The organism is Afipia broomeae ATCC 49717, from assembly GCF_000314675.2.
Taxonomy (GTDB): Bacteria; Pseudomonadota; Alphaproteobacteria; order Rhizobiales; family Xanthobacteraceae; genus Afipia; species Afipia broomeae.
In genome coordinates this window covers 737,259-749,839 of the sequence record NZ_KB375283.1, presented here as the reverse complement: position 1 = coordinate 749,839, position 12,581 = coordinate 737,259, and the positions used below count along the sequence as shown (strand labels likewise).

The window sequence follows — 12,581 nt, the reverse complement described above, 5'->3', positions numbered from 1 at the left end:
AGCGCTCTCCTGTCTGGGCATGATCTATTCCGAAAATCGGTTTCCCTTTTCGGGATCATGCCCTGGGTAACGAATTGTCAACCAATTCGTGGTTACCAAATAGTAAACCCATTCGGAGTTAGCGCTCATGACCGACCCTATTGCCGACGGCGAGATCAAGGATTCCAGCAATCACGGCGAAGCATCGCTGGTGCCGGATGCCGGCGATATGGTCCGGCACGAGGCGAAGGCGGCCGACGCGCCGCAAGACAGCGCTTCCGCGCAGGTCGCCAGGCAGCCTTCCAAGGAAATCACCTTGCAGCGCCTGTCGCCGCACAGTTCCTGGGAAGACATCGTCAATGAAAGCGCCGCGCGCGAGCAGCAGTTCAATGCCGCGCCTGCCACAGGCCGCCGGCTCTCGATGGCCGCGATTGTGGCCATCGCCGCCGCGGTCGGCGCCATCGGAGGCTCGCTCGCGACAGTGGGCGCCGGGCATTACCTGAAAAGCGATCAGAATGCTTCTGTTGCAGCCGCAAGCGCTGCCGAGCAGGCGCGTTCGGTCGAAAGCGCGATTGCGAAAATCAACGCGGACCTCGCCGCGCTCAAGACCAGCAGCGCTGCGCAATCTGCGAAGATCGGGGAGCGGATCGATCGTGTCGAGAAGGCGCAGGCCGAGCCTGCCGCGAAGCTTGCGAAGCTGAGCGAGGCCGTCGAAAAGCTGAAGGCGCCGGTGCCCGTACAGGCCGCGAATGCTGCTCCGGAAACCACCGGCTCGATCAAGCCTGCGGCTGCGCAGCCCGGCCGGCTTCCGGTGGTTGAAGGCTGGACACTTCGCGAAGTGTCCGACGGCATCGCCACGGTGAGCGGCCGCCCTGGAATCTTCGACGTGATTCCGGGCGATCCGTTGCCGGGGATCGGGCGGGTGGATGCGATCCGCCGTCAGGACGGCCGCTGGGTCGTCGTGACCAGCCGCGGTCTGATTGTCTCTCGTTAAGCATTCTCGGAACCCGTTTCATCTCGTTGTCAGAAAGCGCGGGACCGCTAAAATTTGAGTGTTCCCCTGAACGGACCGGCATGATCTCGCTGGCATGATGCAGCCTCTGATGAAGAGGATGAGCATGCCTGCATATCGAGTGATTCCGCGCCTCCGGGTGGTTAATTTTTTCGCCCACGAGGTCATCGACGCGACTGATGGCGTGCCGTCGGCAGCGAACGACAACAATTGCCCGTATTGCGGCGGCGTGCTCGAGCCCGGCGACAAGGCGTCCGATTGTTCCGGATCCGGAGCCGATTCCGGCGCCTGGCCGATGATCCCGTTCCCCAAGGGATGGGGCGCGTCCTGCTGAGCGCGTCTTGGAGACCGCTCAAGCACACCGTTTATCTTTCATGATGAGGCGTGATCGATCCCGAAACCGGTTCCACTTTTCGGGGTCAAGCCCGGCGCTCCCCGGCGAGGTACAAAATCAATCCAAGCATGGTTAGCGCCGCCTGTACGACGCCAACGGCAAGGGTCGGGCTCGCAATCGATGCGGTCAGCACCACGCCGATCGACGCGCCGGCCATTTGCAGAAATCCCAGCAGCGCCGAGGCAAGGCCGGCTCGATCGCCGAACGGCTGAAGCGCCGTCGCCGTCACGAGCGGGGCGACCATCCCGAATCCGGTCAGGAAGACCATGACAGGGATGAAGTAGGTCCAGATCGAAGGGGCGGTCCAGTGTGCCGCCAGCAGCGTCAGCCCGCCTAGCGTCGCGATGGCAAGGCCGATGATGGTTGCGCGGGCGTGCCCCAGTCTGAGCGCCACGCGAGGCGCCGCCATTCCTGATGCAAAAACCGCCAGCACCGTTGTCGCGAAGAACGTTCCGACCTGAATGGGTGAGAATCCCAGTCCGTCGATCAGGACACGCGGCGAGACCGAGAACATCGCGAACAGTGCGCCCATGTACAGCCCCATCGCTCCGGCTGGCGCGATGAAGCGCAGGTCGGTGAGCAGACCCCAGTATCCGCGCAGGATCGCGCTCAGCTGGATCGAGATCTTGCCGTCGGGCCGATGGGTTTCACCGACGTATCTGAAATAGCAAAATGCGACGGCGGCCCCGAACAGGCCGACCACGAGAAATTCGGAACGCCATCCGGTGGTGGCATCGAGAAACCCGCCGATCAGCGGCGAAAAGCCGGGTGCGGCGGACATTGCGACCATGATGAAGGCGAGCGCCTTTGTCAGGTCTTCGCCGCTGAGCAGATCGCGGGCGATGGCGCGCGACAGGACGGAGGCGGCACATGCGCCGAGCGCCTGAATGGTGCGGCCCACCAGCATCATCGGCAGTGTGGTAGAGAATTCGCACCAGATGCTTCCCAGCACAAAGATGCCAAGTCCGAACATGACGGGCTTCCAGCGCCCGTAACGGTCGGACAAGGGACCGACGATCAACTGTCCGACGGCGAAGACCGCGAGATACACGCTGATCGTTGACGAGACTGCGGCAGTCGAGACGTTAAGGGCTTTCGCCATTGAGGGCAGGGACGGCAGCAGAATGTTTGTCGCAAAGGACCCGACCGCAGCCAGTGCCGCGAGCACGCTGATGCGCGCGAGCGATGAAGTCTTGCGGGTTGAGGTCAGCTCGTCGCCGCCGATATTCATGATTGTCATCTGAGGTCCTCTCTCGGACCTTATTATATGATGAAAATAATGTAATAAATGAGAATGTCGGCCTGAGCTGCCCGCTTTCGCCGGGTGACGGTTGCGGCTGGAACATGGCATCCGGGTTTCAAGGGCACGACGCGCGACGCGCCGCCGCAGGACCTCATCTTGAAGGAGGCCACTCGTCCTCACCATTTATGATAGAGGAGAAGTATCCCCGGCAAAGCGCCGGTTGGGAGGAGGAAATGAGTTATTTCAAAACTGCGGTTCTGCTGGCGGGCTTGACGGCCCTGTTCATGGGGGTGGGCTATCTGATCGGCGGAGCGGGCGGCGCCGTGGTGGCGCTGGTGATCGCCGCCGCCACAAACATGTTTGCCTACTGGAACTCGGACCGCATGGTGCTGTCGATGCACGGCGCCCAGGAGGTCGATGAGCGCAGCGCGCCGGAACTGTTCCGGATGGTGGCCGAGCTTGCGGGCCGCGCCCAATTGCCGATGCCGAAGGTCTATCTGATGGACAATCCGCAGCCCAACGCGTTCGCGACCGGGCGCGATCCCCATCACGCCGCGGTGGCGGTGACGACCGGCTTGCTGCAAATGCTGAACCGTGAAGAACTCGCTGGCGTGATCGCGCACGAACTGGCGCATATCAAGAATCACGACACGCTGATCATGACGATCACCGCGACTATCGCGGGTGCGATTTCGATGATCGCGCAGTTCGGGATGTTTTTCGGCGGCAACCGCGACAATGGTCCGGGCATCGTCGGCTCGCTGGCGATGATGATCCTGGCGCCGCTGTCCGCGACCATCGTGCAGATGGCGATCAGCCGGACCCGCGAGTACTCAGCCGACAATATGGGCGCGCGGATTTGCGGGCAGCCGATGTCGCTGGCCTCCGCGCTGCTCAAGATCGACAACGCGGCGCATCAGATCCCGAACATGGATGCAGAGCGCAGTCCTGCGACCGCGCACATGTTCATCATCAATCCGTTGTCGGGGCAGGGGATGGACAACCTGTTCTCGACTCATCCGTCGACCGAGAACCGTGTCCGCGAGTTGCAGCGCCTTGCTGGCGAACTCGGGCCGCGCGGAAACTTCGCAGCCGCGCCGGCAAATGCGAGTGGCAGACCGCGTGGCCCTTGGGGTTAATGAGAAGGGCTGATCACGCGTCGCAGATCACAATCAAAGGTCCGATCCAGTTCTTCTGAATCGGACCTTCCTATCAAACCTTGAGATTTTCCGCGGAGGTCTTGCCGCGGTTTGCGACTTCTTCGTACTCGACCGACTGTCCCTCGTTGAGGGTTGAAAGACCTGCCTTCTCAACTGCCGAGATATGAACGAACACGTCCTTGCCGCCGTTGCTGGGCTGAATGAAACCGTAGCCCTTCGTCGGGTTGAACCACTTCACAGTACCTTTAGCCATTCCGTAGTCTCCAGAGGGTAAGACCCATAGTAAGTGTCGAACCCCGCGGATGGGCGTGTCCAACGGCACGCAGGATACGCGGTAAGTGCGAGCCTTGATAGCGAAAATGGCGATGGCGCCGGCCGCTTTCGCTCAAACTTTGCTCGAATTTGGCGGTTTCACGCTGCTGCAACTGCGAAATCGGCGACGAGATCCGACAGCATTCCGGCTTTTTCGGCCGTGTAGACGATCAGCGGCTCGACCCGGCCGCGGATGGGAACCTCGACCTGCGGCAAATTGGTCGCCGGAAGATTTGCCGTTTTCAGCACGTCCCCGGACACCACGACCTCGCAGGACAGGGCCTTGGTCATGTCCTGCAGGCGCGCAGCGACATTTACGGAATCGCCCAGCGCGGTGAAGACGGTGTGTTCCTCGGACCCGATGTCGCCGATGATGACCTCGCCGGCATGAATGCCGATCCCGAACCGCAGCGGTTCCGGCACGTCGTCACCGAGAAATTCATTCAGCGCATCGACATGAATCGCGATCCGCGACGCGGCTTCGATCGCCTGCCGGCAGGCCGTCTGCGGATTGGTGGACAGGCCGAACAGCGCCAGTTGGCCGTCGCCGACGAACTGGTTCGGCTGTCCGCCGCATTCGACCACGGCCTGTGAGACAGCCGTCAGGAAGCGGTTGATGATGAAAACGGTATCGAACGGCAGAAGTTTTTCGGCGAGTTTGGTCGATCCGCGCATGTCCACGAACATGCTGACGACGTAGCGTTCCCGGCCCGGAAGCGCAGGCCTGATGGTTGCAGCCGAGGACGCATCCGTATGCGCGGGAAAGATCTGGAAGAACGCAAGATCGGTGTGAGGGCGTAGCTGGCAGGCCAGGCGAATGGCGGGATCGCCGCCGGTGCCGACGCGATCCAGCACAAAGGTCTCGCGGTTCGATGGTTCGGGCAACGCGCTGCAATCGCCGATGATGCGGATGCGGCAGGTCGAGCATCGCGCCCGGCCGCCGCAGACACTCGAATGAGGAATGTTGAAGCGCGTGCTGGCCTCAAGGACACTCAGGCCGACCGGGATCCGGACTGTCTTGCCGTTGCCGTAGGACAGCCTGACGAGGCCGCGGCGGCGCTCCAGCAGCGCACGGACGCCGCGGGCAACAAGGGCGAGGCCGATCAGGCCGAAGTACCCGTACAACGTGTACGAACTGATCTGTTCGAGAGTGACCTGCTCGGCGGGGGTGCCGATCTTTTCGCGCGACAGAATCTCTGCGCGCCATTCGGGAGCAGTGCTTGCGACCTGCACCGTTCGGCTGGCCTGATAGAGGCCCAGCATCGACACCGTCGGCAGGATTACCGCGAGAGCCAGGAGCAGCGATGCAATCTTCTTGAAATACGGTTTTCCCCGGACCCAGAAGTAAATTCCGATGCAGCCGTGAATCCACGACACCAGCAGCACGGCGTACATCGACCATTGCATCTCCGGGCGGTAGACCCAGTAGGCAAAAAAGACCTGCGGGTAATCCTTTTCATGGCCAAACAAGGATGCAGCCAGGCGGACACCGATCACATGGCTGATGATGAACACCGGGATGCTGAGGCCGAACACGAGCTGTGTAAGTTCGACGCCGGTCCAGCGAAAGTGCCGGCGCGCATAGAGCGCCCAGATTCCCAGGCCCAGATGTATCGCCACCGAGCCGTAGAGCACGATGGTCATCGGCCAGCTCTTCCAGAACACCGCATGATAATAGAGGCCATCGTCCATCGCGCCGAGCGAGACATTGCCGAGTGCGTGATTGGCGAAATGGCTGATGACATAGGCAAACAGGACAAGGCCGGTGACCAGCCGCACCTGCCGAATTCCGATGCCGCGGATGACGCGGCGAAGGGGTGATGCAGCGGTCTCTGCCATGCTGAAAAGGGTCCGAAGCCATATCGCGCCCGGATCGTCCGGAGGCGGCAGAATCCTAACGGAGATGTTGCGGCAGCGCCATGGCCGATGATCGTGCGATCGTTTGACAAGACGGTGAAGCAAACGTGTGTTTGACTTCACCGGCCCGGTCGCGGAAAAGCTAACCGCATGGGGAGAGCGAACACTGCCGGAACGATAGAGCCCGGGCGTCTGACGCCGCGCGCGATGCTTGTCGCGGCCGCTGCCATTGCTGTTCTTGTGACATTGCAGGTGGTGTACGCCGCCACGGCCGATCTGCGTACGGACGAAGCCTATTACTGGACGTTCTCCAGGGAAAACGTGCTCTCCTATCTCGATCATCCGCCGATGATCGCCTGGGTCGTGCGGTTCGGAACGGCGATTTTCGGGGATACCAATTTCGGCGCACGCTTCGGCGGATTGCTGGCAATGTGGATCGCCGCCGCGCTCCTTGGCGATATCGTCTGGCGTTTGACGCGCGATCGCAGCGCGGTGGTTCTCGCCGTGCTGATGCCGCTTGTGGCGCCCGAGTACGGCCTGTTCGCGTCGCGCATTCTGCCCGATGTCGCGCTGATCCCGTTTTCACTCGCGATGGTCTGGTCGCTGGTGCGGTTGACGCAAAGCAATGACGGCCGCTGGTGGCTCGCGGCGGGACTGTTCGGCGGTTTGGCGCTGCTGTCGAAATACACTGCGATTTTCTTTGCCCCGGCAATACTGGCGTTTTTGCTGGTGCCGCCGTGGCGGATGCGCTGGCTGCGCAGCCCGTATCCGTGGATCGCGCTGGTCATTGCGCTCCTGGTGTTCTCGCCGGTGCTGATCTGGAATTGGCAACACGACTGGGCGTCGTTCAAATTCCAGTTCATCCGCGCCGGTGCGGATCATGGCATTTCGGCGCGGACCGTCGGCGATTTCTTAGGACTTCAACTGGCGCTGGTCGGCCCGATCCTGTTCCCGGTGGCGCTTGCCGGATCGGTGATGCTGGCGTGGCGCGGTTATCGTCAGCAGAATCCGGCGTTCATTCTGATTTCGACCTGCGCGCTCGCGCCGTTTGCTTACTTCCTCTGGAAATCCTTCTCGCTGCGGATCGGCGACACCTGGCCAATGCTGATCTGGCCGTTCGCCTTTGCTGCCGCTGCTATCAACCTTGTCGAAATCGCAAAAGAAAATCATTCAGGCTGGATTGCGCGCACGGCAGCGCCATGGGCGAAAGCTGCGGTGATCCTCGGATTCGTGCTGAATGTTGCGATTTTCTATTACTACAGCGTCAGCAATTTCGCGGTCGCGGCCAAACAAGACCCGATTGCAAAAGAGGCGGGTTATGGCGAGATCGCCAGACAGGCAAAAGCCGTCGCCGATAAAGTTGGCGCGACATGGATCGCGACCCTCGATTACCGGATTTACGCGGAACTGCGCTGGCATCTGAAGGACAGCATTCCGGTGGTGCAGGTGAATGAGCGCAGCCGCTTCATCGGATTCAGGGATACCGCAAGCGCGGCCATGACATCCGGCATCGGGCTGTATGTCGACAGCGCACCTAACGACGGCAACGTGATAGAGACGAAGACCCCGGCCGTGCTGCGTCTTGTCGGACAGGCTGATCGGACATGGCGCGGTGTGGTGATCGAGCCGTTCGCATTCAAGACAGTTACCGGATGGATGCCTGAACTGTCGCCGCCTCCGGATTCGCCGTTCTACAAATGGCGATTGCTGAACTGACGAAACATCCCGGCTGCATCAAGCAGCCGGGATTTTTGATTCAGGCCAAGCCGGAAATCAGTAGCAGATGTTCACGGTCCGCCAGCGGAAGCCGTAAGGCGTGCGAACGCGGCGCTGCACGTAACAGCCGTCATCCGCATAGCCGTCGCTCACGATCACAGGGCTGAAACCGAAGCCATAGCCGTGGCCCCAGCCATGACCCCAGTGATGGCCATGCCAGCCGCCGGCGGACGCGGAGGTGGGGGCGAGGGCGGCTGCACCGAGGGCAGCGGACGCGGCAATTGCCAGAGCAAGTTTGCGAAACATGGTCGTACTCCTGAGTAGCGCGATCTGCGCGGGTTGACGGAAATCCACCCCTTGCAGATTGGTCGCGCGACCCGGACAACAGGTTCACCGACGTTTCTGGCTTTGAAATGCCTCAGGTTTTCCATTTGAGCGAAGGCGGCTCAGGATTTCTGATCGTCGCCGCCCACACGCTTCAGCAGATCCCTGGCGAGGTCCGACAGCGCCGGGCGCGGCAGCGCCTCGAACGGCAGCGGCCGCGTCACGTCGATGGCGGCGAGGCCGAGCCGCGCGGTGAGCAACCCGTTGAGCAGGCCTTCGCCGAGCTTGGCCGACAGCTTCGCGGTGATGCCATGCCCCAGCATCTGCTGGATCAGGCTGTCGCTGGCGGCCATGCCGCCGGTCAGCGCCAGATGCGCGATGACATGGCGCATCAGCCGGATCATGCCGAGCGTGCCGGGCCGTCCGCCATAAAGCCGGGCCAGTTGCCGCACCAGGCGCAGCGCGGCCGCGAACACGAACAGCATGTCGATGACCGCGCCGGGACTGACAGCGGTGACCAGCGAGACGCGCTGCGCGGCGCTCGACACCAGCCGCCGCGCTTCCTGGTCGAGCGGCGTCATCAGTTCGCGCTCGGCGAGGCGCACCATGTCGGCGCCGTCGATGATGTCGCGGCCATGCTCTTCGAGCGCGGCGCGGGCGCGGGCGAGCCTCGGATTGTCATGGGCGATCTTGAGCAGGTCGCGGACGATGGCGTCGCTTTCCTTGCGGTCGTCGCTGAGCAGCACCGCGTTGGCGCGCGCATGAAGCTTCTCGATGGTCTCCAGACGCGCCAGACTCAACGCCTCGCGCGCGATGATGGCCACCAGCGCCACGACGGCGAGGATCGCGAACATCAGCCCGATATAGCCGAGGCTGGTGCTGCGGTTGAACAGGTCCTCGACCAGATTGGAAATGCCCAGGCCGAGGCCGAGCACGACCAGACCGGCGAGCGCGGTCCAGAACACGCCGCCCCAGCCGAAGCCCTTGCGGGCAGGGGCGGCCGGTTCGTCGATGGGGACCGGAAGCAGGGCGGGATCGGCTTCCGGGGTGATGTGAACCTTGCCGCGCGCAGGGCGCGCGGGATCCTCCTCCGCATCCATCAGGATGACACGGGGATCGTCGAGCTTGAACGCTGCCGGCTTGCGGTGATGCGGCTTGTCGCTCATTGCAGCTTGTCTCCGATCAGAAACTGAAGCGCACGGTCGAGGCGGATATGGGGCAGCGCAGGCTCTTCGCCACCCTCGCGGACGAGCAAAGGCGGACGAAAGCGCAGAAACCGGAAGTCGGTCTGGTCGGATGCGGTGTTGGACAGGCCGCGGAATGTGCCATCGCCGCTGAACAGGTCGTCGAGCTTGGCCGGAAGGTCGCCGGGGAAGGTCGCCACTTCCGTCTCTCCGTCGAACACCTCGTCGCCGGACATTTCGCCTTCCTCGGGCGTGCCGAGGATCGAGGGCAGTTTCTCGCGGCCCTGCTGAACCATGGCTTCGCGTGTCGCACGCACGGCGGCGAGCGCGACCACGTCGACGGATGCCCCGGCATACTCGGCGCGCGAGGCGGCGCGTTCGACCATGCGTTTCAGGATCGCTTCGAGCCGGTCGTGACTGGTGTGGTGCAGGTGATCGGCCTTGGTGGCGGCGAACAGGATCTTGTCGATGCGCGGCCGGAACAGCGAACTGACGAATGTGCTGCGCCCGATGTTGAAACAATCGAGAATGCCGGACAGTGCGCCTTCGAGATCTTTCAATGCCTCCGGACCGGCATTGAAAGCCGCGAGCGCATCGACCAGCACGATCTGGCGATCGAGCCGCGTGAAGTGATCGCGGAAGAACGGCCGCACCACCACGTCCTTGTAGGCCTCGTAGCGCCGCCTCATCATCGCCCACAGCGAGCCGTCCGGCGCGGCGCCATCCTGCGGCACATCCAGCGGCGCGAAAGTGAGCGCAGGCGAGCCTGCAAGATTGCCCGGCATCAGGAAGCGGCCGGGCGGCAAGAGGCTCATGGCGAAGCGTTCATCGCGGCAGGCGCGCAGATAGTCGGTGAACAGTTTGGCGGCGGTGAGTGTTGCCTGTTCGTCTTCGCGCTCCTTCGGCTCAAGGGTGGCAAGATGCGCGTGCCACTGCTTTGCCAGCCGCGCGCGCGGCTCGCGCCGCGAGAGCGCGAGGCTCTCTGCCGACCATTGCTCGTAGCTCTTGTTCAGGAGCGGCAGGTCGAGCAGCCATTCGCCGGGATAGTCCACGAGATCGAGCGTCAGCGTGCGCGCCGCCGCGTTCTGCCGCTGGTATTCGATCACAAGCCGAAGTTCGCTGATGTCCGTGGTCGAGCGGGGCCATCGCCGGTCCTCGATCAATGTGCGGACGTGCCCCTCGTAGCCAAAGCGCGGCACCGCGTCGTCGGGCTGCGGTTCAAGCCGGGCGCGGGCGATGCGCCCCGTCGCCAGTGACTCGAACACCGGGAAGCGGCCGCCGCGCAAGAGGCCGTGGACGAGCGCAGTAATGAAGACGGTCTTGCCGGCGCGTGACAGGCCTGTGACGCCAAGCCGCACGGTGGGATTGAACAGGCTTTCGCCGTAATCGATCAGAGACCGGATGGAAAGGCGGGTCTCTTCGACAATGTCCGAAAAGCTGGGTGCCATAATTCGATCAAGACTTTATCGGACTGAGGGGATCAATGACTGACGTAAGGAAAGCGCCGCGCGACAGTTTTATGAAGCTGGAGATTTATGGGGCGGAAATCAAGTTTCCGGTTTGAATCCTGATCCCCTCCCTTTCAGGTTTCTTTGACCGTCACCAGGTTTATAATTGTTGCTTATGTAAAGTGGACCGATAACCCCGGCTGTGCCCATGACGATCTTCCGGTTGAAGCAACTCAGCTCTCATGCCCGCGTCGCCGGCGGTGGCGTGGTGCGCTGGGACTACGATCGCGCCGAACTGATCGCGGACGGCGTCGTTCATGTGCTCGGCATTGCTTTCGGACTGATCGCCGCAATAGCTCTTGTCGTTCTCGCCGCGCTGTATGCCTCGACCAAGGAAATCGTTTCGGTGTCGGTTTACGTCGCAGGACTGCTCGCCATGCTGGGGCTGTCGGCCACATATAATCTGTGGCCTGTCTCGCCCGCCAAATGGCTGCTGCGCCGCTTCGATCACTCCGCGATCTACATTCTGATTGCCGCCACCTACACACCGTTCCTCGCGCAGATGAACGATCGTTTCATGTCGACCGCGCTGCTGATCGGCGTGTGGTCGGTCGCCGCAGCCGGTATCGCGCTCAAGATCTTTCTGCCCGGCCGGTTCGATCGTCTGTCGGTCGGGCTCTATCTCGCGATGGGATGGAGCGGTGTCATCGCCTACGACAGCCTGGTGGCTTCGCTGCCGAACTCGACGCTGTGGCTGATCGCGGCAGGCGGGCTGATCTACTCACTCGGCGTGGTCTTCCACGCCTGGGAGCGGCTGCGGTTTCAGAATGCAATCTGGCATTCCTTCGTGCTGCTGGCTGCTGCGCTGCACTACACTGCGGTGCTCGATATGGTTCTGGTCGCGGCCTGAACAGAGTTTTCCCTTCGTCATTGCGAGGAGCGTTTGCGACGAAGCAATCCAGCTTTCTTTCCGTTTCAAACGTGGATTGCTTCGTTTCGCTCGCAATGACGGCCTGAACGGGCATTCGCATTGCAGGCCGGACTCCAGGCCAATTGATCTCTCCACCTTTCCCTTCTAAAACATCCGTATGAAAGTTGCAGGAAAAGTCGTCGTCGTCACCGGCGGCGCGAATGGCATCGGCCAGGCGCTTGCTGAAACCTTCCATCGCGAGGGCGCGGCCAGGGTCGTGGTCGCCGATCTCGACGGCGCGCGCGCCAAGACCGTCGCGGACGCCATCGGCGGCGCATCGTTCGCCTGCGACGTCGGCAAGGAGAGCGACATTCTCCACGTCATCGATGAAACCGAAAGGCAGTTCGGGCCGATCGATCTGTTCTGCTCGAATGCCGGTATCATCGGCGAGTTCGATCCGCTGTCGGAGAATGCCGGTGGATCGTCGGATGCGCCATGGGCGAAGAGCTGGGCCGTCAATGTGATGGCGCACATCTATGCGGCGCGGCATCTGATCCCGCGCATGCGGGCGCGCGGCGGCGGATACTTCCTCAACACCGTTTCTGCGGCTGGCCTGCTGTCGCAGGTCGGCAGCGCCGCCTATTCGACCACCAAACACGCAGCCGTTGGGTTTGCGGAGAATCTCGCGATCTCGCACAAGGCGCACAACATCCGCGTCTCGATCCTCTGCCCGCAGGGCGTGGAAACCAACATGATCAGGGGAATGCCGAAGGGGCCGCAGTCCCACGACGGCAATCTCACGCCGGAAGAAGTCGCGCAATGCGCGCTGGACGGCATCGACCGCGAGACGTTCCTGATCCTGCCGCATCCACAGGTGCTCGACTACATGCGCAAGAAAACCGACAACTACGATCGCTGGATCGGCGGCATGGCCAAGATTCAGGCGGGCATGCGCGAGACGTTCGGGAAGAAATAGGAATCTCTACGGATTACTTCGTCATTGCGAGGAGCAATGCGACGAAGCAATCCATTCTTTTCTGTA

The 12,581-nt window shown here is 62.3% G+C and carries 12 protein-coding genes; 6 read left to right on the top strand and 6 right to left on the bottom strand.

Going from position 1 to position 12,581, the window contains the following annotated elements; all coding sequences use genetic code 11:
• Window positions 1-127: 127 nt before the first annotated feature.
• Together HMPREF9695_RS16040 and HMPREF9695_RS16035 are read left to right on the top strand one after the other, a co-directional pair.
• A complete protein-coding gene (locus tag HMPREF9695_RS16040) occupies window positions 128-973 on the top strand; it encodes a hypothetical protein (RefSeq protein ID WP_006021919.1) in 846 nt (281 codons plus the stop codon).
• A 118-nt stretch (window positions 974-1,091) separates the two neighbouring features.
• On the top strand, window positions 1,092-1,325 hold the full coding sequence (locus HMPREF9695_RS16035) for a hypothetical protein (RefSeq protein ID WP_034459738.1): 234 nt from the start codon (window positions 1,092-1,094) through the stop codon (window positions 1,323-1,325).
• 85 nt (window positions 1,326-1,410) lie between these two features.
• On the opposite strand, the gene HMPREF9695_RS16030 is transcribed toward HMPREF9695_RS16035, so the two are convergent.
• Entirely contained in the window at window positions 1,411-2,625 is a 1,215-nt protein-coding gene (locus tag HMPREF9695_RS16030; RefSeq protein ID WP_006021917.1) for a multidrug effflux MFS transporter, read from the bottom strand.
• Window positions 2,626-2,861: 236 nt separating this feature from the next.
• Between HMPREF9695_RS16030 and htpX the strand changes: the two genes are divergently transcribed.
• On the top strand, window positions 2,862-3,767 hold the full coding sequence (gene htpX, locus HMPREF9695_RS16025; protein WP_006021916.1) for a zinc metalloprotease HtpX: 906 nt from the start codon (window positions 2,862-2,864) through the stop codon (window positions 3,765-3,767).
• A 73-nt stretch (window positions 3,768-3,840) separates the two neighbouring features.
• Here the strand turns inward: htpX and HMPREF9695_RS16020 are convergent, their stop codons facing one another.
• Complete coding sequence (locus HMPREF9695_RS16020) at window positions 3,841-4,041, bottom strand: cold-shock protein (protein ID WP_006021915.1); 201 nt, start codon at window positions 4,039-4,041, stop codon at window positions 3,841-3,843.
• A gap of 158 nt (window positions 4,042-4,199) precedes the next feature.
• A complete protein-coding gene (locus tag HMPREF9695_RS16015) occupies window positions 4,200-5,939 on the bottom strand; it encodes an adenylate/guanylate cyclase domain-containing protein (protein ID WP_006021914.1) in 1,740 nt (579 codons plus the stop codon).
• A gap of 168 nt (window positions 5,940-6,107) precedes the next feature.
• On the opposite strand from HMPREF9695_RS16015, the gene HMPREF9695_RS16010 reads away from it, so the two are divergent.
• Window positions 6,108-7,673 (top strand): glycosyltransferase family 39 protein, encoded by a 1,566-nt coding sequence (locus tag HMPREF9695_RS16010; protein WP_006021913.1) that lies wholly within the window; start codon window positions 6,108-6,110, stop codon window positions 7,671-7,673.
• Between the two features lie 57 nt (window positions 7,674-7,730).
• Here HMPREF9695_RS16010 and HMPREF9695_RS16005 read toward each other — a convergent pair whose 3' ends face one another.
• The 3 genes from HMPREF9695_RS16005 to HMPREF9695_RS15995 form a co-directional block, all read right to left on the bottom strand.
• Window positions 7,731-7,979, bottom strand: coding sequence for a hypothetical protein (locus HMPREF9695_RS16005; RefSeq protein WP_006021912.1), 249 nt, complete (start codon window positions 7,977-7,979; stop codon window positions 7,731-7,733).
• A gap of 140 nt (window positions 7,980-8,119) precedes the next feature.
• Window positions 8,120-9,163, bottom strand: a complete 1,044-nt coding sequence (locus HMPREF9695_RS16000; RefSeq protein ID WP_006021911.1) for a YcjF family protein — start codon at window positions 9,161-9,163, stop codon at window positions 8,120-8,122.
• Window positions 9,160-10,629, bottom strand: coding sequence for a YcjX family GTP-binding protein (locus tag HMPREF9695_RS15995; protein WP_006021910.1), 1,470 nt, complete (start codon window positions 10,627-10,629; stop codon window positions 9,160-9,162). The genes HMPREF9695_RS16000 and HMPREF9695_RS15995 overlap by 4 nt, the downstream gene beginning before the upstream one ends.
• Window positions 10,630-10,837: 208 nt before the next feature.
• Here HMPREF9695_RS15995 and trhA point away from each other — a divergent pair, with 208 nt between their 5' ends.
• Both trhA and HMPREF9695_RS15985 read left to right on the top strand, forming a co-directional pair.
• Window positions 10,838-11,539 carry a PAQR family membrane homeostasis protein TrhA gene (trhA, locus tag HMPREF9695_RS15990; RefSeq protein ID WP_006021909.1) on the top strand — a complete coding sequence of 234 codons (702 nt, stop codon included), beginning with the start codon at window positions 10,838-10,840 and terminating at the stop codon, window positions 11,537-11,539.
• Window positions 11,540-11,717: 178 nt separating this feature from the next.
• Window positions 11,718-12,515 (top strand): SDR family oxidoreductase, encoded by a 798-nt coding sequence (locus HMPREF9695_RS15985; protein ID WP_006021908.1) that lies wholly within the window; start codon window positions 11,718-11,720, stop codon window positions 12,513-12,515.
• Window positions 12,516-12,581: the final 66 nt, after the last annotated feature.

Coding starts and splice junctions, on each gene's coding strand:
- HMPREF9695_RS16040 (WP_006021919.1), top strand. CDS start 128: ATGACCGACCCTATTGCCGACGGCGAGATCAAGGATTCCAGCAATCAC.
- HMPREF9695_RS16035 (WP_034459738.1), top strand. CDS start 1,092: ATGAGCATGCCTGCATATCGAGTGATTCCGCGCCTCCGGGTGGTTAAT.
- HMPREF9695_RS16030 (WP_006021917.1), bottom strand. CDS start 2,625: ATGACAATCATGAATATCGGCGGCGACGAGCTGACCTCAACCCGCAAG.
- htpX (WP_006021916.1), top strand. CDS start 2,862: ATGAGTTATTTCAAAACTGCGGTTCTGCTGGCGGGCTTGACGGCCCTG.
- HMPREF9695_RS16020 (WP_006021915.1), bottom strand. CDS start 4,041: ATGGCTAAAGGTACTGTGAAGTGGTTCAACCCGACGAAGGGCTACGGT.
- HMPREF9695_RS16015 (WP_006021914.1), bottom strand. CDS start 5,939: ATGGCAGAGACCGCTGCATCACCCCTTCGCCGCGTCATCCGCGGCATC.
- HMPREF9695_RS16010 (WP_006021913.1), top strand. CDS start 6,108: ATGGGGAGAGCGAACACTGCCGGAACGATAGAGCCCGGGCGTCTGACG.
- HMPREF9695_RS16005 (WP_006021912.1), bottom strand. CDS start 7,979: ATGTTTCGCAAACTTGCTCTGGCAATTGCCGCGTCCGCTGCCCTCGGT.
- HMPREF9695_RS16000 (WP_006021911.1), bottom strand. CDS start 9,163: ATGAGCGACAAGCCGCATCACCGCAAGCCGGCAGCGTTCAAGCTCGAC.
- HMPREF9695_RS15995 (WP_006021910.1), bottom strand. CDS start 10,629: ATGGCACCCAGCTTTTCGGACATTGTCGAAGAGACCCGCCTTTCCATC.
- trhA (WP_006021909.1), top strand. CDS start 10,838: ATGACGATCTTCCGGTTGAAGCAACTCAGCTCTCATGCCCGCGTCGCC.
- HMPREF9695_RS15985 (WP_006021908.1), top strand. CDS start 11,718: ATGAAAGTTGCAGGAAAAGTCGTCGTCGTCACCGGCGGCGCGAATGGC.